Source organism: Arthrobacter sp. TJ-238, assembly GCF_058269215.1.
In genome coordinates this window covers 400757-425547 of the sequence record NZ_JBZCNH010000002.1, presented here as the reverse complement: position 1 = coordinate 425547, position 24791 = coordinate 400757, and the positions used below count along the sequence as shown (strand labels likewise).

The 24791-nt window shown below is 69.6% G+C and carries 21 protein-coding genes; 12 read left to right on the top strand and 9 right to left on the bottom strand.

Going from position 1 to position 24791, the window contains the following annotated elements:
* The first annotated feature begins 16 nt into the window (after positions 1-16).
* The 6 genes from AC4D2O_RS05305 to AC4D2O_RS05280 all read left to right on the top strand — a co-directional run bounded on the left by AC4D2O_RS05305 (position 17) and on the right by AC4D2O_RS05280 (position 7183).
* Positions 17-538 carry a gamma carbonic anhydrase family protein gene (locus AC4D2O_RS05305; protein WP_490905579.1) on the top strand — a complete coding sequence of 174 codons (522 nt, stop codon included), beginning with the start codon at positions 17-19 and terminating at the stop codon, positions 536-538.
* A 32-nt stretch (positions 539-570) separates the two neighbouring features.
* Entirely contained in the window at positions 571-1794 is a 1224-nt protein-coding gene (locus AC4D2O_RS05300) for an ROK family transcriptional regulator (RefSeq protein ID WP_490905578.1), read from the top strand.
* Between the two features lie 126 nt (positions 1795-1920).
* Positions 1921-3459, top strand: a complete 1539-nt coding sequence (gene mmsA, locus AC4D2O_RS05295; protein ID WP_490905577.1) for a multiple monosaccharide ABC transporter ATP-binding protein — start codon at positions 1921-1923, stop codon at positions 3457-3459.
* 22 nt (positions 3460-3481) lie between these two features.
* On the top strand, positions 3482-4783 hold the full coding sequence (gene mmsB, locus AC4D2O_RS05290; protein WP_490905576.1) for a multiple monosaccharide ABC transporter permease: 1302 nt from the start codon (positions 3482-3484) through the stop codon (positions 4781-4783).
* 78 nt (positions 4784-4861) lie between these two features.
* Positions 4862-5959, top strand: coding sequence for a substrate-binding domain-containing protein (locus tag AC4D2O_RS05285; RefSeq protein WP_490905574.1), 1098 nt, complete (start codon positions 4862-4864; stop codon positions 5957-5959).
* 144 nt (positions 5960-6103) lie between these two features.
* Positions 6104-7183, top strand: coding sequence for a Gfo/Idh/MocA family protein (locus AC4D2O_RS05280; RefSeq protein ID WP_490905572.1), 1080 nt, complete (start codon positions 6104-6106; stop codon positions 7181-7183).
* Between the two features lie 84 nt (positions 7184-7267).
* Here the strand turns inward: AC4D2O_RS05280 and AC4D2O_RS05275 are convergent, their stop codons facing one another.
* The 5 genes from AC4D2O_RS05275 to purH form a co-directional block, all read right to left on the bottom strand.
* The gene (locus AC4D2O_RS05275) at positions 7268-9112 is read right to left on the bottom strand and encodes a chaplin family protein (protein WP_490905571.1); all 1845 of its coding nucleotides are present in this window, start codon (positions 9110-9112) and stop codon (positions 7268-7270) included.
* Positions 9113-9196: 84 nt separating this feature from the next.
* Positions 9197-9346, bottom strand: coding sequence for a hypothetical protein (locus AC4D2O_RS05270; RefSeq protein WP_490905570.1), 150 nt, complete (start codon positions 9344-9346; stop codon positions 9197-9199).
* The gene (locus AC4D2O_RS05265; protein ID WP_490905569.1) at positions 9343-10308 is read right to left on the bottom strand and encodes a hypothetical protein; all 966 of its coding nucleotides are present in this window, start codon (positions 10306-10308) and stop codon (positions 9343-9345) included. Before AC4D2O_RS05265 ends, AC4D2O_RS05270 begins: the two co-directional genes overlap by 4 nt.
* Positions 10309-10436: 128 nt before the next feature.
* Entirely contained in the window at positions 10437-12659 is a 2223-nt protein-coding gene (locus tag AC4D2O_RS05260) for an NADP-dependent isocitrate dehydrogenase (protein ID WP_490905568.1), read from the bottom strand.
* 110 nt (positions 12660-12769) lie between these two features.
* Entirely contained in the window at positions 12770-14371 is a 1602-nt protein-coding gene (gene purH / locus AC4D2O_RS05255) for a bifunctional phosphoribosylaminoimidazolecarboxamide formyltransferase/IMP cyclohydrolase (RefSeq protein WP_490905567.1), read from the bottom strand.
* 153 nt (positions 14372-14524) lie between these two features.
* On the opposite strand from purH, the gene AC4D2O_RS05250 reads away from it, so the two are divergent.
* Positions 14525-15877 carry an MFS transporter gene (locus AC4D2O_RS05250; protein WP_490905566.1) on the top strand — a complete coding sequence of 451 codons (1353 nt, stop codon included), beginning with the start codon at positions 14525-14527 and terminating at the stop codon, positions 15875-15877.
* A gap of 39 nt (positions 15878-15916) precedes the next feature.
* Here AC4D2O_RS05250 and corA read toward each other — a convergent pair whose 3' ends face one another.
* The gene (gene corA / locus AC4D2O_RS05245; RefSeq protein WP_490905564.1) at positions 15917-16933 is read right to left on the bottom strand and encodes a magnesium/cobalt transporter CorA; all 1017 of its coding nucleotides are present in this window, start codon (positions 16931-16933) and stop codon (positions 15917-15919) included.
* Position 16934: 1 nt separating this feature from the next.
* Entirely contained in the window at positions 16935-17549 is a 615-nt protein-coding gene (purN, locus tag AC4D2O_RS05240; protein ID WP_490905563.1) for a phosphoribosylglycinamide formyltransferase, read from the bottom strand.
* Between the two features lie 55 nt (positions 17550-17604).
* Here purN and AC4D2O_RS05235 point away from each other — a divergent pair, with 55 nt between their 5' ends.
* Entirely contained in the window at positions 17605-18030 is a 426-nt protein-coding gene (locus tag AC4D2O_RS05235) for a hypothetical protein (RefSeq protein WP_490905562.1), read from the top strand.
* Between the two features lie 37 nt (positions 18031-18067).
* On the opposite strand, the gene AC4D2O_RS05230 is transcribed toward AC4D2O_RS05235, so the two are convergent.
* Both AC4D2O_RS05230 and AC4D2O_RS05225 read right to left on the bottom strand, forming a co-directional pair.
* Positions 18068-19315: a cell division protein PerM gene (locus AC4D2O_RS05230; protein WP_490905561.1), complete on the bottom strand. Its 1248-nt coding sequence runs from the start codon at positions 19313-19315 to the stop codon at positions 18068-18070.
* Between the two features lie 80 nt (positions 19316-19395).
* On the bottom strand, positions 19396-20148 hold the full coding sequence (locus tag AC4D2O_RS05225) for a TSUP family transporter (RefSeq protein WP_490905560.1): 753 nt from the start codon (positions 20146-20148) through the stop codon (positions 19396-19398).
* A 56-nt stretch (positions 20149-20204) separates the two neighbouring features.
* On the opposite strand from AC4D2O_RS05225, the gene AC4D2O_RS05220 reads away from it, so the two are divergent.
* From AC4D2O_RS05220 to AC4D2O_RS05205, 4 genes are all read left to right on the top strand, one after another.
* On the top strand, positions 20205-20840 hold the full coding sequence (locus AC4D2O_RS05220) for a DUF1684 domain-containing protein (RefSeq protein ID WP_490905559.1): 636 nt from the start codon (positions 20205-20207) through the stop codon (positions 20838-20840).
* Positions 20841-20941: 101 nt separating this feature from the next.
* Positions 20942-21814 carry a potassium channel family protein gene (locus AC4D2O_RS05215; protein WP_490905854.1) on the top strand — a complete coding sequence of 291 codons (873 nt, stop codon included), beginning with the start codon at positions 20942-20944 and terminating at the stop codon, positions 21812-21814.
* Between the two features lie 88 nt (positions 21815-21902).
* Complete coding sequence (locus AC4D2O_RS05210; protein WP_490905558.1) at positions 21903-23075, top strand: glycosyltransferase family 4 protein; 1173 nt, start codon at positions 21903-21905, stop codon at positions 23073-23075.
* A gap of 185 nt (positions 23076-23260) precedes the next feature.
* Positions 23261-24787 (top strand): stealth family protein, encoded by a 1527-nt coding sequence (locus AC4D2O_RS05205; protein ID WP_490905852.1) that lies wholly within the window; start codon positions 23261-23263, stop codon positions 24785-24787.
* The last annotated feature ends 4 nt before the right edge of the window (positions 24788-24791 follow it).

Genomic DNA, 24791 nt, shown 5'->3' with positions numbered 1-24791 from the left:
GCCCTAGGCTGACGCCATGACCCACCTCATCGCGTTCCGCGGGAAGACCCCCGACACCGGAGCCGCCGCGTTCATCGCGCCCACCGCGTCCCTGATCGGCGAGGTCGTCCTCGGCCCCGCGTCGAGCGTCTTCTACGGGGCCACCGTCCGTGCGGACACCGCGCCCATCCGCATCGGGGACGGGACGAACCTGCAGGACAACGTCGTGCTGCACGCCGACCCCGGCTTCCCGGCGGTCATCGGCAACCGGGTCAGCGTGGGCCACGGCGCCGTGGTGCACGGGTGCACCGTCGAGGACGACTGCCTCATCGGCATGGGCGCCACGGTCCTGAACGGGGCCGTCATCGGCACGGGATCGCTGGTCGCCGCGGGCGCCGTCGTGCTCGAGGGCACAGTGGTGCCGCCGCGTTCGCTCGTCGCCGGGGTCCCCGCGAAGGTCCGCCGCGAGCTGACCGACGACGAGGTCGCGGGCGTCAGGAGGAACGCCGAGCAGTACAGGGCCCTGGCCCACGAGTACCGTCAAGCGTTAACTTCTTGACTACAAAGTCCGCCTGCGGCAACCTTGGGAGCATGCCCGCAGAATCCCCCTCGACGGCGAGAACACCCCTGAGCGCCGCGCTTCCGAAGCCGGGCTCCCAGTCCGCCCTGCGCGAGCAGAACCAGCGCCGCGTCATCGCAGCCCTGGTGAGCAACGGGCCGCAGACGCAGGCAGAGCTCTCCCGGCAGACCGGTCTGTCGACGGCCACGGTCTCCAACATCGTGAAGGTCATGGCGACCAGCGGGATCGTCAGCACGGCGCCGACCACCAGTTCGGGGCGCCGGGCGCTCTCCGTGATCCTCAACGACAAGGGCCAGGTCGCGGCGGGCATCGACATAGGCCGCCGCCACGTCCGCGTGGTCCTCGCCAGTCCCAACTACCGCGTCCTGCAGGAGGCCTCCGTCAGCCTGCCGCCGCGGCACAGCGCCGTCGAGGGACTCCGGGCGGCCTCGGACCTCCTGGATGCCCTGCTCGCCGAGGGCGGGATCGACCGCAGGGCACTGCTCGGCGCCGGCATCGGGATCCCGGGGCCCATCGACCGGCGCACCGGCACGGTGGTGCAGGGCGCCATCCTGCCCGAGTGGGTGGGCATCAACATCCACGAGACGTTCGGCGAACGGCTCCGCGTCCCCGTGTTCATCGACAACGACGCCAACCTGGGCGCGCTCGCGCAGGTCACCTGGGGACCGCACAGCGCCGTGGAGAACCTGCTGTTCATCAAGGTGGCCTCCGGGATCGGGTCCGGCCTCGTCCTCAACGGGTCGCTCTACTACGGCAACGTCGGCGTCACCGGCGAGCTCGGCCACACCACCATCAACGAGCAGGGCGTGATCTGCCGGTGCGGCAACCGTGGTTGCCTCGAGACCGTCGCCTCCACCTCGATGATGATCGAGCTCCTCGGCCGCGGCAGCACCGAGACCGTCGACACGCAGCGCATCGTCGACTGGGCCCTGACCGGAGACACCGCGGCCCTGCGCGTCATCGAGGACGCCGGCACGGCCATCGGACGGGCCCTGGCCCATGTGGCCAACATGATCAACCCGGAGACCATCGTCATCGGCGGACCGCTGACCAGCCTCGGCGACATCCTCCTGGAACCCGTCCGCCGCGGGCTGGCCCGCCACGCGGTCCCCATCATCGGCGAGACCACGAGCGTATGCATGTCCTCCCTCGGCGACCGCGCCGAGGCCCTCGGCGGTGCCGCCGTCGTCCTCGCCCAACCGAACCTCTCCCCGGCCTTCGCGATCACGGCGTAACGGTCCCGTCTCTATTTGCTGTAGGTTTGCGTTCAACACTTGACGACAATGCCGATCAGCGTGTTCAATTCTTCCGGGCCGAGGTTGGGCCTGCACCAAGACAACGCCGTCACTGCGGGAGGCCCCATGAACAACCACACCATCCTTGAGATGCGCTCCATCACCAAGGAGTTCCCGGGAGTCAAAGCCCTCTCCGACGTTTCCCTCGAGGTACAGGCCGGCGAGATCCACGCCATCTGCGGGGAGAACGGGGCCGGCAAGTCCACCCTGATGAAGGTCCTCTCGGGCCTCTACCCCTACGGCGACTACTCCGGCGACATCGTGTTCCAGGGCGAGGTGGTCGAGTTCAAGGACATCCGCGCCAGCGAGGCCGCGGGGATCGTGATCATCCACCAGGAACTCGCGCTCATCCCCGAGCTCTCGATCGCCGAGAACATCTTCCTCGGCAACGAGCCCACCCGGTTCGGCGTCATCGACTGGGACTACGTCAACCGGACCACCCTCGACCTCATGGCCCGCGTGGGCCTCACCGAGGACCCGACGACGAAAATCAAGGACATCGGCGTCGGCAAGCAGCAACTGGTCGAGATCGCCAAGGCGCTCAACAAGTCCGTGAAGCTCCTCATCCTCGACGAGCCGACCGCGGCGCTCAACGAGTCCGACTCGCAGCACCTCCTCGACCTCATGGCGGGCCTGCGCAGCAAGGGCATCTCCTGCATCATGATCTCCCACAAGCTCAACGAGATCGAGCAGATCGCCGACTCCATCACCATCATCCGGGACGGCAGGTCGATCGAGACGCTGCACGTCAAGAACGACGGCGTGGACGAGGACCGCATCATCCGCGGCATGGTGGGACGCTCTCTCGAGTCACGCTTCCCCGACCACACGCCGTCGATCGGCGAGACCTTCTTCGAGGTCCGCAACTGGACGGTCGGGCATCCCACGGTCCCCGACCGCCTGGTGTGCAAGAACTCCAGCTTCAAGGTGCGCCGCGGCGAGATCGTCGGTTTCGCCGGCCTGATGGGCGCGGGGCGCACCGAGCTCGCCCGCTCCGTCTTCGGCCGCTCGTACGGCAACTTCAAGTCCGGTCAGATCCTCATCAACGGCAAGGAGGTCACGCTGCGCTCGGTACCCCAGGCCATCGACGCCGGCCTCGCTTACGTGACGGAGGACCGGAAGTCGCTCGGGCTCAACCTCCTCGATGACATCAAGGCCACCACGGTGTCCGCCGACCTGAAGAAGATCACGCGCGGCCTCGTGGTGGACAAGGACGAGGAGTTCCGGGTCGCCGAGGAGTACCGGAAGTCGCTGCGCACCAAGGCGCCGAGCGTCAACGACGGCGTCGCCACACTTTCCGGCGGGAACCAGCAGAAGGTGGTGCTCGCCAAGTGGATGTTCACCGATCCCGAGCTGCTCATCCTCGACGAGCCGACCCGCGGCATCGACGTGGGCGCCAAGTACGAGATCTACGGCATCATCCAGAGGCTTGCGGATCAGGGCAAGGGCGTTATCGTCATCTCCTCGGAACTGCCTGAACTGCTCGGCCTCTCCGACCGGATCTACACGATCTTCGAAGGCGCCATCACCGGAGAACTGACCCGCACCGAGGCGAATCAGGAATCGCTGATGAAACTCATGACCGCCAGCAGGAAAACTGCCTGACCGTAGCCCTAGGAAAGACACCATGAAAGCACTCAAACAAATCCTCGGCGGGAACACCCGCCAGTTCGGGATGATCTTCGCCCTGGTCGCACTCGTCGTGTTCTTTCAGTGGCAGACCGGCGGCAAGACCCTCACTCCCGGCAACATGATGAACCTGTTCAACGGCAACTCCTACATCCTGATCCTCGCCATCGGGATGGTGCTCGTGATCATCGCGGGCCACATCGACCTCTCGGTCGGTTCCATCGCCGCATTCGTCGGGATCGTCGTCGCGATCGCCATGCGCGACTGGGGCATCCCCTGGTACATGGGCGTCCTCCTCGGCCTGGTCCTCGGTGCCGTCATCGGCCTGTGGCAGGGATTTTGGGTGGCGTACGTCGGGATACCGGCGTTCATCGTGACGCTGGCCGGCATGCTCCTGTTCCGCGGCGCCAATCAGGCGGTGGGCGACTCGAACACGGTTCCCGTACCCGAGGGATTCCGGTACCTCGGAGCGGGCTACCTCCCCGAGGTGGGCCCCAACACCGGGTACAACAACCTGACCGTCCTGCTGGGACTCGGCCTGGTGGCCTTCGTCATCTACCGGGAGATCCGCAGCCGCCGCAAGCTCGAGAAGATCGGCGCCGAGATCGCCCCGGCCTGGGTGCCCGTGGTCAAGCTGGGCCTGCTCTGCGCGGTCATCCTCTACGCGACCTACCTGTTCGCGACCGGCCGCCCCGGCACCTCGTTCCCAATCCCGGGCCTGATCCTCGGCGTCCTCGTCATCATCTACGCCTTCGTCTCGAACAAGACCATCCTCGGCCGGCACGTGTACGCCGTCGGCGGTAATCGCCACGCGGCGGAACTCTCCGGCGTCCAGAGCAAGCGCGTGAACTTCATGGTCATGATGAACATGTCGGTCCTCGCCGCCCTCGCCGGCATGATCTTCGTCGGGCGCTCCACGGCTTCCGGCCCGTCCGACGGCGTGGGCTGGGAACTCGACGCGATCGCCGCCGTCTTCATCGGTGGCGCGGCCGTCAGCGGCGGCGTGGGCACCGTGGTCGGGTCCATCATCGGCGGCCTCGTCATGGCCGTGCTCAACAACGGACTCCAGCTGCTCGGCATCGGTGCTGACCTGACCCAGATCATCAAGGGACTCGTCCTGCTCGTCGCCGTCGCCTTCGACGTCTACAACAAGAGCCAGGGCAAGCCGTCCATCATCGGCCTGCTCACCAGGAACTTCGGCGGGGGTGGCGGCGGCAGGAAGCCCGACGCCCCCGTTCGCGAGGTCGCTCCGACGGAGCAGGCCATCGGGACGAAGGAAGTAATCTCCCACGACGTCTAGGGATGCGGCTCACGCCGGTCCCAGGCAAGCTCCATCCGTCCATCAGAACAAGAGCAAGAGCGACAGAAAGAGAATGGAATGCGTAAGTTCGCAAAATCCCTCGCAGCCATCGCTGCAGTATCAGCATTGACGCTGACCGGGTGCGGCCGCGAAGACACGGGTACCACGACGGAGGGCGGCGAAGCTGCCGCCTCCGGTTTCGAGACCGGGTCCGCGATCGGCGTCGCCCTGCCGCAGAAGACGTCGGAGAACTGGGTTCTCGCCGAGACGCTCTTCAACGACGGCCTCACCGAGGCCGGCTACGAACCGAACGTGCAGTTCGCCAACGGTGGCGTCTCCGAGCAGCAGAACCAGATCAGCTCCATGATCACCAACGGTGTGAAGGTCCTGATCGTCGGTGCCATCGACGGCGCCCAGCTCGGCACGCAGCTCGCGCAGGCGAAGGAAGCCGGCATCACCGTCATCGCCTACGACCGTCTGCTCCTCAACACCGAGGATGTGGACTACTACGTGGCGTACGACAACTTCAAGGTCGGCGAGCTGCAGGGCCAGGCCCTGCTCGACGGCATGAAGGCCAAGAAGCCCGAGGGCCCGTACAACATCGAGCTGTTCGCCGGTTCGCCCGACGACGCCAACGCGAAGGTGTTCTTCGACGGGGCCATGAGCATCCTGCAGCCCGAGATCGACAACGGCAACCTCGTGGTCGTCTCCGGCCAGACATCCTTCGAGCAAGCTGTGACCCAGGGCTGGAAGGCGGAGAACGCGCAGAAGCGTGCGGATTCCCTGCTCTCCGGCAGCTACGGTTCGACCGAGCTCGACGGCGTCCTCTCCCCCAACGACACGCTCGCCCGCGCCGTCCTGACATCCGTCGAGGGCGCAGGCAAGCCGCTGCCCGTCGTCACCGGTCAGGATTCCGAGGTCGAGTCCGTGAAGTTGATCATGGAGGGCAAGCAGTACTCCACCATCAACAAGGACACCCGCGCCCTCGTGGAGCACTCCATCGAGATGGTCGGAAACCTGCAGGCCGGCGACGAGCCCGAGATCAACGATCCCGACTCCTACGACAACAGCGTGAAGACCGTTCCCGCCTACCTCCTCGAGCCGCAGATCGTGACGAAGGAGAACGCCGCCGAGGCGTACGCCAACGACCCCACGCTGTCCGCGCTCACCAAGTAAGGGCCGCCCGGACTTTCCGGGTCAGTTCCAGCTGAAGCGCCCCGGCCCTCCCGGCCGGGGCGCTTCGTCGTGTCCGGACACCGTGCCGACCCCGGACCAGGGGGGGTGCTGGACGCGGGCCCCGCGTGCGGCAAGGATAGGTCCATGACTCCACAGAATCGCCTGATCGTTCCCCCCTGCGCGGAAGCAGGGGCTCCCAGTCCCGTCGTCGCCACCGGCCGTCCCCTGAAGTGGGGTGTCATCGCCACGGGCGGCATCGCCGCCAAGGTCACCCAGGACATCGCCCTGCTCGAGGACGCGGTGCTCCACGCGGTGAGCTCGCGCAGCGCGGACAGTGCCGCTGCCTTCGCCGAGCGGTTCGGGTTCGCCACGAGCTACGGGAACGACGGCGGCACGGCGGGATACCAGCGCCTCGTGGACGACCCGGAGGTCGACGTCGTCTACATCACCACTCCGCACGGCCAGCACTACGAGGTCGCCAAGGCCGCCCTCACCGGCGGGAAGCACGTCCTGTGCGAGAAACCGTTCACCATCAATGCCACCGAGGCCGAGGAACTGGCCGCCATCGCGGCCACCCGGGGGCTGTTCCTCATGGAGGCCGTCTGGACGCGCTTCCTCCCCAGCGTCAACCGCGCGTGGGAGATCATCCACTCCGGGGAGCTCGGTGACATCCGGTGGGTGCAGGCGGACCTCGGCTTCGCCGCACCCGACGATCCGAGCAGCCGCCTGTGGGACCCGAAGGCCGGCGGCGGGGCCCTCATGGACCTGACGGTCTACCCGCTCACGTGGGCACTGGGGTCACTCGGCTTCCCCGATTCGGTGTCCGCCGTCGGCACCTTGAACGACGACGGCGTCGATCTGCAGGCAGCCGTGACCCTCAGCTACGCGGGCGGGGCGTATGCCCAGCTGTCGTCGTCGTTCATCGCCTCGTGCCCGGGGCAGGCGACGGTCTGCGGATCGAAGGGCTGGCTGAAGACCGGCGGCGGGCACCTCCACAACCCGAAGGAGCTGACCATCCAGGCCGGCCCGGGTGAGGCGCGGGTGGAGGAGTTCGAGCAGGTGGGCGCGGGGTACACCTACGAGCTCCGCGAGGTGACGCGCTGCATCCAGGAAGGCCTCACCGAGAGCCCGACGATGCCGGTCAGCGACAGCGTGAGGACCATGCGCCTGCTCGACGGCGTGCGGGCGCAGATCGGCCTGCGCTACGAGAACGACGCCGCCTGACGAGTCGCGGCCGACGCACGCCGCAGGACGGGTCCCCGCAGCTTCCGCTGCGGGGACCCGTCCTTTTTGGTTCGACAGGACCGGCTATGCGCCTGCCTTCGAGCGGCGGGCGGCCAGCAGACCGCCTGCGCCGGCGAGAAGCAGCAGGGAGCCGAGGAGCAGGATCTGCTGCGCGGCGAATCCCGTGGAGGCGAGGGCCTTCGGGGTGCTCGATGCCGCGCCGGGTGCACCGGCTGCACCGGCTGCCGTGGTGACGTTCACCGAGGTGCTCGCTGCGGAGATCGTGCCGGGTGCGGTACCGGTCCCCGCGTCGCGGACCGTTGCGGCGACGTCGGCGTCGGCGTCGTTCGAGCGGCCATCGTTGGTGCCGTCATCATTCGTTCCGCCATCATTCGTTCCGCCGTCATTCGTTCCGCCATCATTCGTTCCGCCAGGGCCATCGGTGCCGCCGTTGCCGCCCGATCCGGGAACGTCAGGGGTGGTCGGGGCGGTCGGGGTGGTCGGGGTGGTCGGGGTGGTCGGGGTGGTCGGGGTAGTCGGGGTAGCCGGAGTCACCGGGGTCGTCGGAGTCACCGGAGTCACCGGGGTAGCCGGAGTAGTCGGAGTCACCGGGGTAGTCGGGTTAGTCGGAGCTCCAGCGCCGGCGCCGCAATCCGAGGCACTGTCACCGATCAGGGTCACATCGTTGCAACCGACATTCACCGGGATGACGATCTCGGGTGAGATCACATTCCCGTCGAGGATGCCGCCGTCAGTGCTACCGGGCGTGGTGCCGGGCGTCATGCCGGGCGTGGTGCCGGGCGTCGTTTCGGGCGTGGTGCCGGTGGTACCGGTCGTGCAATCAGCGGCACTGTCACCGATCACGGTCACACCGTTGCAGCCGACATTCACCGGCACCACGACCTCGGGCGAGATGATATTCCCGCCCAGGACTCCCCCGCCCAGCAGGCCGCCCTCAGCCGCTGCCGGAGCGAGAGCGGGAGCCGCACCACCGGTCGACCCGGTCGACGTGGACCCGCCTGCCGTCGACGAATCACCGATCACGGACACCGAATTACCGGACAGGTTCACCGGCACCACGACCTCGGGCGAGATCACATTCCCGCCGAGGATGCCGCCGTCAGTGGTGCCGAGCGTGGTTCCGGGCGTCGTGCCGGGCGTCGTGCCGGTGGAACCGTTCGTGCAATCAGAGGCACTGTCACCGATCAGGGTCACATCATTGCAACCGACATTCACCGGCACCACGACCTCGGGCGAGATCACATTCCCGCCGAGGACTCCCCCGTTCAGCAGGCCGCCCTCAGCCGGAGCCGGAGCGGGAGCAGGAGCCGCACCACCGGTCGACCCGGTCGATCCGGACCCGCCGGCCGTCGACGAATCACCGATCACGGACACCGAATTACCGGACAGGTTCACCGGCACCACGACCTCGGGCGAGATCACATTCCCGCCCAGGACTCCCCCGCCCAGCAGGCCGCCCTCAGCCGGAGCGGGAGCGGGAGCGGGAGCGGGGGCAAGAGCCGCACCACCGGTCGACCCGGTCGACGTGGACCCGCCGGCCGTCGACGAATCACCGATCACGGACACCGAATTACCGGACAGGTTCACCGGCACCACGACCTCGGGCGAGATGACATTCCCGCCCAGCAGGCCGCCGTCGAGCAGGTGGTCGGAGGATCCGCTGCCGATGACGCCGAGGTCGACACCGAGGTCGAGGGAACCATCGAGCGAGACCAACGCCTCCTGGATGACCGAACCGCTCGTGGTCCCGGACTGCAGGGGTGCGGTGATGACGGTTCCGAGACTCGAAGCGAGCTCGGCATCGGGTGTTGCCGAAAGGTCTGCAGCCACTGCCGACCCTGCTCCGAGGACGACGACGCCCCCGGCTAGAAGGGCTCCGTAGAGCCCGCGCTGCACGCATGTACGCATGATGTTCTCCTGTGAATCGAAGTGGTGTGGAGACGCCCGAGGCGCCGCGAGCCGTCTGCCGCGCGGAGCACGGCGAGGCCACCACTAATCAGGAGAGGAGCCGGGATCGAAGCTGGGGGAGGTCGGGAGACCGGCCACCGCGGAGCGGTCGGCCCGGCCGGAGAGCAGGATGACGACAAGAAGGGCCGCGCCGCTGGGCGCCGCGAGCGGGGCCGTGGTGCCGCCGCTGGTCATGGAGGCCAGGGCGCCCGCGGACACAGCGATGGGCGCGGTCGGCAGGTCCGGCAGGGCGGTCGTTGCCTGAGCGATACCTGCCAGGACGGGGGCGTCGGCGATGCCCCGGCCACGACGCCTGCCAGGGTCACCGGGAGAAGGGAAGCGTTCCGACCAGCCACTTCGACGCTGCCGACGGGAGCAGCGGAGGCGGTCCGAGGCGCGTCCTGCACCGCGCCGCCAGCCCCGCCGGAGGCGGAGGTGACGTCGTCGGAAGCGGGGGTGATGCCGTCGGAAGCGGGGGTGATGCCGTCGGCGCGGACCGGCTCGGCAGGTGTTCCCGCGACGCCGGGCAGGGCGTCGACCGCGGGGACTGCGGGAGCCGCCACTGGCGCAGCGTCCTCCAGCACGGGGACGACGACGTCGACGGGAGGAATGATCTCAGGAGCCGGGACGACGACGTCGACCACCGGGGCCACGACCTCCGTGACCGGCGTGACGACCTCGAGCACCGGCGCGGTGACGCCGCCGACGGCCCCGTCGACGGCTCCGATCACCGGGGAGGTCACACCCGTGACCGTCCCGGCGGGTACCAGGGAGTGCACGACCGGCACATGGGCGACCAGAGTGTCGACCGCCGAGGTCACGGGGACGAGGACGGTGCCCGCCGGCTGCGCGACTACCTGCGGCGCGCGGGCCAGGAGGTCGGGCACGACGGGGAGATCTGCCAGGAGGGGCCGCGGCGCAGCGGATGCCGGGGTTGCGGGGGCCACCGAGGAGAGCGGCTTCGAGAGGGAGGAGACTGCGGGTGCGCTCACGGAGTCGACGACGCCGACCACCGAGTCGAGCAGACCGGCATCGCGGGGAGACTCGGCGGCCGAGGCTCCGGTGGCACCGAGGGCCAGCCAGCCGAGGGCTCCGATCCCGGTCAGGAACGACACGCGCAGGGTGGTCGTGAGAGACCGACGCTTCTGCATCTTCATCGCGACACCACCCCAGGTTGAGACCGTGGAGCAACCATAGGCCTGTCATGGGGCGCATGTAAATGCCTGTTGTTAAAGTGATCAGCCGGCGTACCATACGGGTGGAACGCCGGCTGATCGGCGAGGAACTACTTGGCCAGGATCGCGAGGACCTCGGACAGCTTCGCGGAGGGACGCATCACCTGGGTGACCTTCGTGACGTCGGGGTGGTAGTAGCCCCCGATGTCCGCGGGCGAACCCTGCACGGCGAGCAGCTCGGAGACGATGGTGTCCTCGTTGCCCGTCAGCGCCTCGGCGACGCGCGCGAAGCTCTCGGCGAGCTCGGCGTCCTGCTCCTGCTCGGCCAGCTCCTCCGCCCAGTAGCGGGCGAGGAAGTAGTGGCTCCCGCGGTTGTCGATCTCGCCGACGCGGCGGCTGGGCGACTTGTTCTCGAGCAGGAACGTGCCGGTGGCGCGGTCCAGCGTGTCGGCGAGGACCTGCGCCCGTGCGTTGCCGGTCGACGTCGCGAGGTGCTCGAAGCTCACAGCAAGGGCGAGGAACTCACCCAGGCTGTCCCAGCGCAGGTGGTTCTCCTTCACGAGCTGCTGCACGTGCTTCGGGGCGGATCCGCCGGCGCCGGTCTCGAAGAGTCCGCCGCCGTTCATCAGGGGCACCACCGAGAGCATCTTGGCGCTCGTGCCGAGCTCGAGGATCGGGAACAGGTCGGTCAGGTAGTCACGCAGCACGTTGCCGGTCACGGAGATGGTGTCGGCACCCTCGCGGATGCGCTTGAGTGTGAAGGCGGTGGCGTCGACGGGCGTCAGGATCTGCAGCTCGACGTCGTCCGTGCCGTGCTCGGCGAGGTACGCCTCGACCTTGGAGATCAGCTTGGCGTCGTGGGCGCGGCTCTCGTCGAGCCAGAACACGGCGGGCGTCGCCGAGGCGCGGGCACGCGTGACCGCAAGCTTCACCCAGTCGAGGATTGCGGCGTCCTTGGTCTGGCAGGCACGCCAGATGTCGCCGGGCGCGACGTCGTGCTCGATCAGCACGGAGCCGTCAGCGTCGAGGACCTGGACCTTGCCCTCGGTCCGGATCTCGAACGTCTTGTCGTGGCTGCCGTACTCCTCGGCGGCCTGCGCCATGAGGCCGACGTTGGGGACGGTGCCCATGGTGGTCGGGTCGAACGCGCCGTTGGCCCGGCAGTCGTCGAGGACCACCTGGTAGATGCCGGCGTAGCTGCTGTCGGGGATGACGGCGAGCGTGTCGGCTTCCTTGCCGTCCGGTCCCCACATGTGGCCGGAGCTGCGGATCATGGCGGGCATGGATGCGTCGACGATCACATCGCTCGGGACGTGCAGATTGGTGATGCCCTTGTCGGAGTCCACCATGGCGATCGCCGGGCCGTCCTCCATGCCCCTGGTGATCGCCTGCTGGACGCCCTCGCGGACGTCCTCCGGCAGCTTGTCGAGGCCGCCGAGGATCGACGCGAGGCCGTTGTTCGGGCTGAGGCCGGCAGCGGTGAGCTGTTCCCCGTACGTCTCGAACAGCTCGGGCAGGAAGGCGCGGACCACGTGGCCGAAGATGATCGGGTCGGAGACCTTCATCATCGTGGCCTTGAGGTGGGCCGAGAAGAGCACGCCCTCGTCCTTGGCCCGGGCCACCTGGGCCTTGAGGAACTCGTTGAGCGCATCGGCGCGCATGACGGTGCCGTCGACGACCTCGCCCGCGAGCACGGGGATCGAGTCCTTGAGCACGGTGACGGTTCCGTCGGCCGCGACCTGCTGGATGCGGAGGGTGCCATCGGCCGGGATGACGACGGACTGCTCGTTCGAGCGGAAGTCGCCGGTCGTCATGTGGGCGACATTCGTCTTCGACTCCGGCGTCCAGGCGCCCATGCTGTGCGGGTTCTGCCGCGCGTAGTTCTTGACGGACGCGGGTGCGCGGCGGTCCGAGTTCCCCTCGCGGAGCACCGGGTTCACCGCGCTGCCCTTGACCTTGTCGTACCGCGCGCGGACGTCCTTCTCCTCGTCGGTGGACGGGTGGTCCGGGTAGTCCGGCAGCGCGTAGCCCTGGCCCTGGAGCTCGGCGATGGCCGCCTTGAGCTGCGGGATCGAAGCGCTGATGTTCGGCAGCTTGATGATGTTGGCTTCCGGCGTCTTCGCCAGGGCGCCGAGCTCCGCCAGCGCGTCGGCCATCTGCTGGTCCTCGGTGAGGTGGTCGCCGAAGAGGGCGATGATGCGTCCCGAGAGTGAGATGTCCCTGACCTCCACCTCGACACCCGCCGTGGACGCGAACGCCTCGATGATCGGCAGGAACGAGTAGGTGGCGAGCATCGGCGCTTCGTCGGTATGGGTGTAGATGATTCTGGCCATGGGTTGGCTTCTCCCTGGTGATCTGCGGTGGTCGGTTTGGGGGTTGCCCATCGGCTCTAACTTACCGAGGTGCGCGGGCCTTCGCCTAACGGCGGGACCCTTCGGTGGCGTCAGTGGAAGAAGTGGCGCGCGCCCGTCAGGTACAGGGTGACGCCGGCAGCGTTCGCGGCGTCGACGACCTCCTGGTCCCGCACCGAACCGCCGGGCTGGACGACGGCGCGGACACCGGCGTCGAGCAGGATCTGCAGCCCGTCGGCGAAGGGGAAGAACGCGTCCGACGCCGCCACGGACCCACGGGCCCGCTCGGTGTCGGCGAGCGTGTTGGCTCGCTCGACGGCGAGGCGGCAGGAGTCCACGCGGTTGACCTGACCCATCCCGACGCCGACGGAGGCACCGTCCCTGGCCAGCAGGATCGCGTTGGACTTCGCGGCCCGACAGGCCGTCCAGGCGAACCGGAGGTCGGCGAGCGTGGCGTCGTCGGCCCGCTCCCCGGCGGCGAGCGTCCAGCCCGAGGGGTCGTCACCGTCGGCGTCGAGCGTGTCGGCGACCTGCATGAGGACCCCCCCGGACACCTGGCGGAACTCCACCGGGTTGCGGCCGTAGCCCTCGGGCAATGTCAGCAGCCGGATGTTCTTCTTCTGCGAGAGGATCTCGACGGCCTGGGCGGAGAACGACGGCGCGATCACCACCTCCGTGAAGATGTCCTTCACGGTCTCCGCCATGCGGGCCGTGACCTCGCGGTTCGCGGCGATGACCCCGCCGAAGGCCGACACCGGGTCGCAGGCGTGCGCCTTGGCGTGGGCGTCCGCGATCGGGTCCTCGGCGTCCGCCGAACCGACAGCCACACCGCAGGGGTTGGCGTGCTTGATGATGGCGACGGCGGGCTCGTCGAAGTCGAAGGCCGCGCGGAGGGCTGCGTCGGCGTCGACGAAGTTGTTGTAGCTCATGGCCTTGCCGTGGAGCTGGTCGGCCTGGGCGATACCCGGCGTTGCACTCTTCTCCACGTACAGCGCCGCCTGCTGGTGCGGGTTCTCGCCGTAGCGGAGCACCTCGGAGCGCTCGAGCGCGAGGCCCGCGTACCCCGGCCAGGAGAAGTCGTCGTCGTCCGTGTCGAACTGCTCGGCGGTCCAGGACGCGACGGCGGTGTCGTACGCGGCGGTGTGCGCGAAGGCGAACGCGGCCAGCCGCCGCCGTGCCCTCAGGTCGAAGCCGCCCTCGGCGGCCGCGGCGACCACGTCGCCGTACCGGGCCGGATCGACCACGACGGCGACCGACGGATGGTTCTTGGCGGCGGACCGGACCATGGCCGGGCCGCCGATGTCGATCTGCTCGACGACGGCGTCGGAGTCCGCACCCGAGCGGACCGTCTCCACGAAGGGGTAGAGGTTCACGACCACGAGGTCGAAGGCCTCGATGTCGAGCTCTGCCAGCTGGTCCACGTGCTCCTGCCGGCGGCGGTCCGCGAGGATCCCGGCGTGCACCTTGGGGTGGAGGGTCTTGACGCGCCCGTCGAGGGTCTCCTGGAAGCCGGTCACCTCGGACACCTCGGTCACGGGGACGCCCGCGGCGGCGATGCGCTGCGCCGTCGAACCGGTGGAGACGATCGAGACGCCTGCACGGTGCAGGCCCTGGGCCAGCTCCTCCAGGCCGGTCTTGTCGAACACCGAGATCAGTGCGCGACGGATGGGGACACGGTCGAGGTGGGGGCTCACGCAGTTCTCCGTCAGTCAGGGGGTCGCCGGGGTCGCGCACCAGTCTATAGGTGGCGGCGTGCGGCACCCCGTCGCCGGCCCCATCCCCGGCGATCCGGCGGGGGTGCTTCCCGGTACAGTTCTCGCAGTACCCGGCCCCTCCACGAAGGCATCATGAGCATCAACACGCAGCTCCCCACCGGCGACCAGGTGGTGCAGGATCTCCCCTGGCGCTGGAAGGTCCAGGGCAAGATCTTCCTCATCGGCGGCCTCGGCTTCATGTTCGACGCCTGGGACGTCACCCTCAACGCCTACCTGATCCCCCTGCTCATCGGCGACTGGGGGCTCTCCCCCGGCCAGGCGGCGTGGATCGCGACGTCGAACCTGATCGGCATGGCCGTCGGTGCGTTCGCCTGGGGGTCGGTGGCGGACATCATCGGCCGCAAGAAGGCGTTCACCCTGACGCTCCTCGTCTTCTCCGTCTTCACGGTGCTCGGGGCGTTCTCCCCCGACATCGTCTGGTTCTGCGTGTTCCGGTTCCTCGCGGGCTTCGGCCTCGGCGGCTGCATCCCGGTGGACTACGCGCTGGTCGGCGAGTTCACCCCGCGACGCCAGCGCGGCCGGGTCCTCACGGCCATGGACGCGTGGTGGCCCGTGGGCGCCTTTTTGTGCGGGGTGGTGACGACGGCGGTCGTCGCGCAGTTCGGCGACTGGCGCTACGCGATGCTCGTCATGGTGCTCCCCGCGCTCCTCGTGTTCTGGGTGCGGCGCGGCGTCCCGGAGTCCCCGCTCTACCTCGTGCAGCGCGGTCGGCAGGAGGAGGCGCGGGAGGTCATCGACGGCCTCGTCGCCCGGACCGGCGCGACGGAACGCGCCTGGCGCCTGCCCGAGCCTGAGGACATCCCCCGCTTGTCCCTCGGCAGCATCTCGGGGCAGCTCACCGGCCTGTGGCGCTACAACTGGCGCATCACGCTGACCGCATGGAGCCTGTTCCTCACCATCCTGCTCGTCTACTACGGTGCGCTGACGTGGATGCCGCGCATCCTCATCGCCTCCGGCTACGCGCAGTCCGTCGCGTTCATCACCACCACGTTCATGACGGGTGTCGGCTTCCTCGGCGTCGTCGCCGCCGCCCTGCTCGTGGAGCGGATCGGCCGCAAGTGGCTCCTCGCCATCACCGGTCCGGGATCCGCCCTGCTCCTGGTGGCCTTCGCACTGACCCTGGACCTGCCCGCCGTCGCCACGGCCTGGCTGCTCGGTTTCGGGTTCGTGGTGCAGGTGGCCATCCCCGTGCTCTACACGTACGTCTCGGAGCTGTACCCCACCGAGCTCCGGGGCAGCGGCTTCGGCTGGGCGTCGACCATCTCCCGGGTGGGCGCGGGCCTCGTGCCGCTGATCTTCGGCACCCTGCTGTGGCCGCTCCTCGGCCTCCCGCTCACGTTCGCCCTCACGGGCGGGCTCGTGCTGCTCGCCGTGGTCTTCATGGCCTTCAACGCCCCGGAGACGAAGAGCGCGCGGCTGCACTGACGGACCGGTACCCGGCGGCGGCACCACCCGCGCCCGGACCTAGAGCCAGTGGTTGCGCCTGAACGCCCAGTACAGCCCGATCCCCATGCCCACCATGAGCACGAGTGCGAACGGGTAGCCGAGCTGCCAGTGCAGCTCGGGCATCACGTCGAAGTTCATGCCGTAGATCGAGGCGATCAGGGTGGGCGCGAAGAGGATCGCCGCCCAGGAGGAGATGCGCTTGACCTCCTCGCCCTGCGTCAGCGACGTCTCCGTCATCCGGGTCATCTCCTCGTTCTGCCGCTGGGCCACGAGCGTCGAGTGCACGGTGAGCGCATTCTGGAGCAGCGTACGGAACGTGGTGATACGTTCGACGACGCGGATCACGTGGTCCTGCACGTCGCGCAGGTTCCGCGTGAGCTCGGCGTCCATCTCGTACTTCTCCGAGCCCCGCAGGAGCCCGTCCATCATCGCGTCGAGGGGCTGCGCGGCCCGCTGGAACTCGATGACCTCACGGTGGAGCTCGTAGATCCGGCGGGAGACGTCGGGGGCTCCCCCGAACAGCTCGTTCTCGATCTCGTCGATGTCGTTCTCGAGTCCCTGCACCACGGGCCCGTACTCGTCCACCACCTGGTCCAGCAGCGCGTAGAGCACGGCCTGCGGCCCCGTGCCCAGCAGCTCGGGATCGGCCTCGAGCCGGCGCCGCACGATGCCGAGGTCGGGCGACTCCGCATGCCGGATGGTCACCACGAAATCCCGCCCGACGAAGATGTGCAGCTCGCCGAACTCGACCTTCTCCTCGGCGTCGAGGTACCGGGCCGGCCGCAGCACCAGGAAGAGGGTGTCCTCGTAGCGTTCGAGCTTCGCGCGCTGGTGGCCGTTGGTGGCGTCCTCGACGGCGAGGGGGTGCAGGCCGAACTCCGCCTCGACGGCGCTGATCTCCTCACGGTCCGGCCGGTACAGGCCGATCCAGCCCATGCCGCCGCTGTCGCGCATGATCTCGAACGTCTGGTCCAGGGTCTCCGGGTTGATGCGCTTCTTCCCGTCGACGTAGACGGCGTTGGCGACCAGGGGCACCTCAGGCCCCCGTCCCGGAGCCGGCAGCGGACCTGGCGGCGGAAGCGGCGGAGCCGGCAGCCGCGAGCCCCGCGAGGGTCTCGATCAGGAGCCTGCGCTCCTCGACCTTGATGCGCTCGTGCAGGGTGGCCTCGGTGTCGTCGGGCAGGACGGCGACCGGCGCCTGGGCGAGGATGGACCCGGTGTCCACGCCGGCGTCTGCGATCATGACCGTGCAGCCCGTGACCTTGACCCCGTAGGCGAGTGCGTCGCGGACGCCGTGTGCCCCGGGGAAGCTCGGCAGCAGGGCCGGGTGCGTGTTCAGGTAGCGGTCGGGGAACCGGTCCAGGAAGTGCTGGTCCACGATCCGCATGAAGCCCGAGGACACCACGTAGTCGGGCTCGTAGGCCGCGACGGCGTCGGTGAGCGCCCGGTTCCACGCGGCCCGGTCCGTGTACCGGCGGAAGTCGACCTCGAAGGTCGCGATGCCCGCTTCGGCCGCCCGCTGCACGCCGCCGGTGCCGGGCCGGTCCGCGCCCACCGCCGCGAGCGTGACGTTCAGGGTGCCGTCGGCGACGGCGTCGATCACGGCCTGGAGGTTGGATCCGCTGCCGGAGACGAGGACTACGATGCGCATGGCTCAACCTTAGGTCGCCGCTCGCCTAGGGTTGAACCATGCCGAAGGAGGAACGATGACGCAGCAGGGCACGGGACGGGGCACGCCGGGACACACCGGGGCCGGGCGGACGAGGACCGACGGCGACGCCTCGGCGCGCCTGTGGCTGCGCCTGTTCCTGCTGACCCTGCTGGGCGCCGTCCTGGCGAGCAACCTCATGCTGCCCTGGAAGGTGCTCGCGCTCGTGCTGTCGCTGTTCGCGCTCGGCGCCGGTGTGGTCGCCCTCGTGAAGGCGATCGGCGCGAAGCTGCCCCGCCTCGTCCTGGTGGCGACGTCCCTCGGTCTCGCGGCGTCGCTCTTCCTGGTGACAGGCATCGGCGCCTCGGTGCTCCTCTGGCGCGTCACACAGACCTACGAGGACTGCATGTCGCGCGCCCTCACGCTCGAGGCGCAGGGGCAGTGCGAGGACGGCCTGCGCGAGCTCGAGGGCTTCAACGGCTGACCCGCCCCCGAGGCAGGACCCCGGACAGGACGGCGCCCTAGCGGCGGCGCGGCTCGCGCTCCAGCAGGGGCCCGACGGCGTGGCCGAGGACGGCTCCGACCGCCACCTCGACGGCCAGCCACAGGCCCACCGCCAGCGGGTCCGGACCGAGGTCCGTGAAGCGGCCGAGGCCGAGTGAGGCCCGCGAGACGAGGGCCACTCCCGCGCCGGCGATCCCGGCCGTGATTCCGATGAGCAGCGCGAGCGCGAGGGTGGACGCCGTCGAGGTCAGCCACCGGTGGGGGTTGTGGAGGACGAGCCACTCGTCGAAGTGGTTCTCGCCCTCGCGGAAGAACCACCACCCGGCGAGGAGACCCGCGAGGACGGGGATGGCCAGCGCCGCGTAGCCGTACTCGAGCGTGCCGGCCGGCAGGGCGCCGAGGATCGGCAGCGCGGGCAGGGGACCCACCGTGCTGGCGAGCGGTGTGAGGGAGCTGCCGGTGCCGAGCGCGAATCCGGCCCCCGTGGACCAGGCCATGGTCCAGACCGTGAGGTTGGGCAGGAACCCGAGCTGGAGCAGGGTCATCACGGACGCGCCGGCGATCCCGCCGTCGATCCGCTCGTAGACGGCGGCGATGCCCGCCCAGTTCAGCCCGATGGCCACGGCGAACAGCGCGGCCGAGAGGCACAGTGCCACCATCACCGCCAGGAAACCCGAGCGGAGGACGGACCACGCGTAGGAGCCCGCCCAGCGGGAGTGCTGGCTGGTGCGGCTCACCCAGGCGGCGAAGTCGACGCCGACGAGCCGGCTCCACGCCCCCGCCTCCCGGTAGGCGCCCGTGATGAGGCCGATCCCGGCGGACACCGGTGGGATCAGCGCCCCGGCCGCCACGGACGCCGACGCGTCGGGGGTGCCGGAGAAGTGCGCGACGGCCGCGCCGATCAGCGCGTAGGTGAGCAGTGCCCCGAGCAGTGCCTGCCACAGCTGATCGGTGTAGGAGGCACGGGCGAGGCGGCGCCCCGCCCGCCAGGCGAGCAGCAGTGGCACGAGGATCAGCCCGAGCGGCACCACGTGCAGGAGTCCCGGCCCCAGCGAGAGCGGCACGCCGTGCATGACGAGCCACCCCTGCCCGGCCAGCCGCGCAGCGGACTCCGGCGTACGGTCGGCGAACCCGCCGGTGAGCCAGACCGCGGCGACGGGCAGGAGGACGAGCAGCGCCGAGATCAGGGCCGCCTGACCGAGTTCGAACACCCCCTGCAGCCACAGGGGCATGGGAAGGGAACGGGGTTTGGTGGGGAGTTTCATCCCCTCCATGGTGCCACCGGCGGGAGCCCGAGGCGCCGCGCGACGCGGACCGGGGACCGCTCCGGGTGGGGTGGCGCCGGTCACCCGGAGAGGTCGAGCACCCCCTTGACGACGGCGAGGGCCGCCCCGACGAACGCGATGACGATGACGAACAGCCGCGCCTGGTCGTCGCGGACGAACCGTCCGAGCTTCTCCCCCGCGTAGATGCCGGCGACGATGGCCAGCCCGATCGCGACCCACATCCACGCCGCGAGGACCGGCGCCTGGGATGGGTCCAGGAGCAGCTTCAGCGTCAGCGTCACGATCCCGATGCAGACGAAGAACGGCTGGAGCGTCGCGGCGAACGGGCGCTGCGGCCAGCGCGAGAGCACGGCGTACGCGCTCACGGCCGGGCCGCCCACGCCGGCCATCGAGTTCGTGAGGCCCGCGGTGAACCCCGCGACGGCCTTCGGCGCATTGCCGCGCACCACGACGTCGGACCGCTGCAGCACGAGGGAGATGGTGAGGGCGACGAGCACCACGGCGCCGACCGTGACCGACAGGGGCGCCGAGGGGACGGCGACGGCGAGGAAGGACCCGGGGACGGAACCGAGCAGCGAGGGCAGCACGAGCCAGCGGAACATGCTCCAGTCGATGTCCTTCCACACCCGGCCCACGATGATGGCCGAGGACACCACACCGCAGATGTTGACGAGGAGCACGCCGGCGTGCGGCCCGAGGATGATCACGAGGAACGGCGCGATCAGCAGGGCGAACCCGAGGCCGGCGATACGCTGCGCCACGGCTCCCACGAGGATGGAGGCCAGCACGATGAAGAAGATGCCGAGAGTCACCCCGCTACAGTACGCCTGGGCAACCAGACGGTGCCGCGGTCCCGTAGCCTGACACCATGACGGCGCTCACCACCGCACTGGCCACTGCCGACTGGCGCCGGCGCGTCTTCGGCCTGTACGACGACGTCCGCGAGCGCGCAACGTCCGAGTCGCCCGAGGCCGCGCACGGCCTGTGGCGGCGGGGCCGCGACGAGCTCTTCCGCACCCACCCGGCCTCGGCTCTCGGGGAGCATGCGAGGGCGTCCTTCCCCGGGCTCGCCGTCGCCCCCTACGATCCGGCGTACCGCTTCGAGGCCCTGCTCGACGACGACGGGGCGGGCGAGGAGATGGAGGTGGCGACCGGCACCGACGGCGTGGTGCGGTTCCGGCGCCTCGGCACCCTGGTGCTGTCCGGGCTCGGGACCCTGGCCCTGTGGAAGCTCGGCTCCTACGGGGGCGGTTTGTTCCTGCCCCTCCGGGACGGTACGGCGGGCACGGCGGGCGGCACGTACGGGGGCGGACGCTACGTCCTCGACACCATCAAGGGCGCCCACCTCGGGGAGGGCCGGGCTCCCGGCAGCCTCGTGGTGGACCTCAACTTCGCGTACAACCCGTCCTGCGCCTACGACGAGCAGTGGGCGTGCCCGTTGCCCGGTCCCGGCAACCGCCTCGCGGCCGAGGTCCCCGTCGGCGAGCTCTACCGCGAGTACTGACCCGTGGAAATCGGGCCTGCGGGGCCGCCGGGCAGTACGTAGGCTGAGGAATCCCGGGCTACCCGTCACCGGGGAGCCTACCGAGGAGCGCGCACGTGCCGATGCAGCAGATGAAGCAGATGCAGTGGCGCCGCCGCTCCGAGATACCCCTCATCCTCGCCGCCGTGCTCTACCTCGCGGCGTACTCGCTGCAGGTCACGGCCGAGCCGGATCCGGCGGAGGCCCGGCTCCTCGAGGGAGTCATCTGGGCCGTGTGGGCCCTCTTCCTCGTCGATTACCTCGTCTGCCTCTTCCTCGCGCCGGCGCGGGGACGCTGGTTCGTCCGGCACCTGCACGAGCTCGTCATCCTGCTGCTGCCCATGCTGCGTCCCCTGCGCCTGCTGCGGCTCATCCCCCTGCTGCGCGTCCTCAACCGGTCCGGGGGCGACGCGCTGCGCGGGCACATCCTCCTCTACGTCCTCTCGGCCATGACGGTGCTCGGGTATGCGGGAGCGCTCGCGGTGCTCGATGTCGAACAGGACGCGCCGGGCGCGAACATCGTGACCCTGCCCGACGCTCTGTGGTGGGCGCTGACCACCGTCACCTCCGTCGGGTACGGCGACTACTACCCCGTGACGGGAGCCGGGCGGATCGTGGCGGCCGGCCTGATGCTCGGCGGGATCGGCGTTCTCAGCGCGGTCACGGCCGCGTTCGCCTCCTGGCTCGTGGAGAACGTGGCGACGGCACGCGCCGCGGATGAGCAGGTTGCGGAGTCGCAGGGCGCGGAGTCGGACGCCCGGGTGCGGGAACAGCTGAGGACAGTCAGCCTGCAGATCGACACGCTGGCCCGGCAGCTCGCCCACGGCGCCCACAGCGGACAGGGCACCGGCGGACAGGGCGACGTCGGACAGGGCGGGGTCGGAACCAGCGGCGCCGGACAGGGCGGGGTCGGAACCAGCGGCGCCGGACAGGGCGGGCACGCCGGGCGGGAGTAGCCGCGGCCCGGACCGAGTTCTCCCGGAGTTCACCCGACCTCCATGCTGCAGTGGCCCGCCCTCCGCCTCCGCGACGGAGTCTGGGAGTGTGAGGATCGCCGTAGTCGCAGAATCATTCCTGCCCCACATGAACGGGGTCACCCATTCGCTCCTGAAGGTGCTCGCGCACCTGCGCAGCCGCGGGGACGAGGTGCTGGTGATCGCCCCGTCGTCGTCCTGGCTCGACGACGAGGCACCCGCCACCGTGGAGGGGTACCCGGTGCACTCCCTCCCCTCCATGCCCCTCTCGGGGTACGCGAACGTGCGGCTGGCCGCCGGCACTGTGGCGCGCGTGCGCCGCATCCTCGCCGAGTTCGGGCCCGACGTCGTCCACATCGCCTCCCCGTTCGTCCTCGGCTGGCGCGCGGTGCAGGCGTGCCAGCAGCTCGGTGTCCCCTCGGTCTCCGTCTACCAGACCGAGGTCCCGGCGTACGCCGCGCACTACGGCTTCCCGTGGCTCGAGTCCCTCCTGTGGCAGCGAGTCGAGAACATCCACGACGCCTCGACCCTCACCCTCGTACCGTCCACCTTCGCGCTGCAGCAGCTGCGCTCCCACGGGGTGCAGCGGCTCAACCTGTGGCGGCGCGGCGTGGACACGGAGCGCTTCTCCCCCACCCGGTACGACGCCGCCTGGCGGGACACCGTCGCCGCGCCCGGAGAGCGCATCGTCGGGTACGTGGGCCGGCTCGCGGCCGAGAAGCAGGTGGCCGACCTCGCCGCGCTCGACGCCGTGCCGGGCACGCGGCTCGTGATCATCGGATCGGGGCCGCAGAAGGAGAGCCTGCGCGAGCGGCTGCCCCGCGCACACTTCGCGGGCTTCCAGACCGGTCTGGACCTCGCGCGGATGGTCGCCACGTTCGACGTCTTCGTGCACCCCGGCGAGTCCGAGACGTTCTGCCAAACCATCCAGGAGGCCATGGCATCCGGTGTGCCCGTCGTCGCGGTGGGCCGGGGCGGGCCGCTGGACCTCGTGGATTCCTCACGCACGGGATGGATCTACGAGCCGGGCGACCTGGCGGGACTCCGCGCCGCCGTGACCGACCTCACGGGTGACGACGCGAAGCGCCGCGCCTTCGGCCGTGCCGCGCATGCCTCGGTGCAGGGACGTACGTGGCCGGTGCTGTGCGAACAGCTCGTCATGTACTACGAGAAGGCCGTCATCGTGCAGGCACGGCGGGCCGGGGTGGCCTCCCGGGTGCGCCGCAGTCCGCAGCAACCCTGAATCCGTGGCCCGAAGGGCTGGACCGGGCCGCCCCGAGGCGGTATTGTTTCCGCCCGCATCGACACCGCCCCGCCAGGCCCTATCATGGGGAGCGCACACACCCACTCCCGGAGGTTTCGATTACAGACACGGCTGCCCAACACGACATTTATTTCGGTGCCCCCGAGCCGGAGAATGAAGCCGAGATCCTCGAATCGGCGTCGCGCGCGGCGGTAGCCCGGTTCGAGGGCCGCTCGGACATCACGACCGTCAAACGGCGCTTCACCCTGATCAACCAGGATCGCACGCCCCACCAGGCCATGGTCGAGGACCTGCTCTTCATCCGCGCAGCCCTGGACCAGGCGGGCATCGAGTTCCTCCTGGTCCGCGGCAACGACCAGCGGCCCGTCATCGCCGTGGACCTCGCAGACCACGCACGGCTCGTCGCGGCGCTCGTCGTGGCGTGCCGTGACGAACCGTTCTACTCCCGCACCGTGGACACCAAGAGCCGCACCACGCTCCTGGTGAGTGACGGCGAGCTCTCGAAGAGCCGGAAGGCACGGATCTTCCGCCTGTTCCGCCCGCGCATCGAACCCCTCGGAGGGCTCGCCTACGGCCCGTCCGCCGGCGTGCAGATCGAGCTGTGGGCGCTCGGGGCGGCCATCGAACTGCCCGTCGAGAACTCCCTGACACGCCGCACCCTGCCGGCCGCCGAGGTGGTGCGCGGGGAGGTGGAGCGCCACGGGCTCACCTGGCCCACCATCGACAACATGTTCGCGGACCACGCCACGGACATCGACTTCGACATCGACATCGTCTTCTCCTGGGTGGACGGCAGCAGCCCGGAGTTCCAGGCCGCCCGCGCGGCCCGCATGCAGGGCGTGGTGGTGGGCGAGGGTGACGACCACGAGGCCCGCTTCCGCCAGATCGACGAGCTGAAGTACGCGCTCCGCTCGGTCTACATGTTCGCGCCGTGGGTCCGCCGTATCTTCATCGCCACGGACTCGGACCGGCCCGCGTGGCTCGCCGACCACCCGTCGGTGACGCTCGTGCGCTCGGAGGAGCACTTCAAGGACCCGTCGGTCCTCCCGACCCACAATTCGCAGGCCGTCGAGGCGCAGCTGCAGCACATCCCGGGATTGTCCGAGTACTTCCTCTACTCCAACGACGACATGTTCTTCGGCCGTCCCGTGGCACCGGACATGTTCTTCTCCCCGGGCGGGATCACGAAGTTCATCGAGGCGGACACGCGCATCGGCCTCGGCGAGAACGACGCCGAGCGCAGCGGCTTCGAGAACGCGGCGCGCGTCAACCGGCGCCTGCTGCACGAGCGCTTCGGGCGCATCACCACGCGCCACCTCGAACACACCGCCGCTCCCCTGCGGAAGAGCGTGCTGCTCGAGATGGAGGACGAGTTCGCGGCGGAGTTCGAGGCGACGGCGGCGTCGCGCTTCCGGGCCAAGGACAACATCTCCGTGACCAACTCGCTGTACCACTACTACGCCCTGCTCACCGGGCGGGCCGTCACGCAGGAGATGGCCCGGGTGAAGTACGTGGATACCACCATGCGCTCGGGGCTGAAGAGCCTCAACAAGATGCTGGACAAGCGCAGCCAGGACTTCTTCTGCCTCAACGACGGCAGCTTCCCCGAGGTCGCGGCGGACGAGCGGGCCCACCTGGTGACGGACTTCCTCGAGAAGTACTTCCCGGTCAAGGCTCCCTGGGAGATCTAGGCCG

Bases quoted from the DNA above. Each gene is read 5' to 3' on its own strand.
- AC4D2O_RS05230 (WP_490905561.1), bottom strand. From the start codon at position 19,315: ATGAAACTCCCCACCAAACCCCGTTCCCTTCCCATGCCCCTGTGGCTG.
- AC4D2O_RS05275 (WP_490905571.1), bottom strand. From the start codon at position 9,112: ATGCGTACATGCGTGCAGCGCGGGCTCTACGGAGCCCTTCTAGCCGGG.
- AC4D2O_RS05305 (WP_490905579.1), top strand. From the start codon at position 17: ATGACCCACCTCATCGCGTTCCGCGGGAAGACCCCCGACACCGGAGCC.
- AC4D2O_RS05300 (WP_490905578.1), top strand. From the start codon at position 571: ATGCCCGCAGAATCCCCCTCGACGGCGAGAACACCCCTGAGCGCCGCG.
- AC4D2O_RS05280 (WP_490905572.1), top strand. From the start codon at position 6,104: ATGACTCCACAGAATCGCCTGATCGTTCCCCCCTGCGCGGAAGCAGGG.
- AC4D2O_RS05250 (WP_490905566.1), top strand. From the start codon at position 14,525: ATGAGCATCAACACGCAGCTCCCCACCGGCGACCAGGTGGTGCAGGAT.
- AC4D2O_RS05260 (WP_490905568.1), bottom strand. From the start codon at position 12,659: ATGGCCAGAATCATCTACACCCATACCGACGAAGCGCCGATGCTCGCC.
- AC4D2O_RS05265 (WP_490905569.1), bottom strand. From the start codon at position 10,308: ATGAAGATGCAGAAGCGTCGGTCTCTCACGACCACCCTGCGCGTGTCG.
- purN (WP_490905563.1), bottom strand. From the start codon at position 17,549: ATGCGCATCGTAGTCCTCGTCTCCGGCAGCGGATCCAACCTCCAGGCC.
- AC4D2O_RS05220 (WP_490905559.1), top strand. From the start codon at position 20,205: ATGACGGCGCTCACCACCGCACTGGCCACTGCCGACTGGCGCCGGCGC.
- mmsB (WP_490905576.1), top strand. From the start codon at position 3,482: ATGAAAGCACTCAAACAAATCCTCGGCGGGAACACCCGCCAGTTCGGG.
- AC4D2O_RS05215 (WP_490905854.1), top strand. From the start codon at position 20,942: ATGCAGCAGATGAAGCAGATGCAGTGGCGCCGCCGCTCCGAGATACCC.
- AC4D2O_RS05235 (WP_490905562.1), top strand. From the start codon at position 17,605: ATGACGCAGCAGGGCACGGGACGGGGCACGCCGGGACACACCGGGGCC.
- AC4D2O_RS05285 (WP_490905574.1), top strand. From the start codon at position 4,862: ATGCGTAAGTTCGCAAAATCCCTCGCAGCCATCGCTGCAGTATCAGCA.
- mmsA (WP_490905577.1), top strand. From the start codon at position 1,921: ATGAACAACCACACCATCCTTGAGATGCGCTCCATCACCAAGGAGTTC.
- AC4D2O_RS05270 (WP_490905570.1), bottom strand. From the start codon at position 9,346: ATGACCAGCGGCGGCACCACGGCCCCGCTCGCGGCGCCCAGCGGCGCG.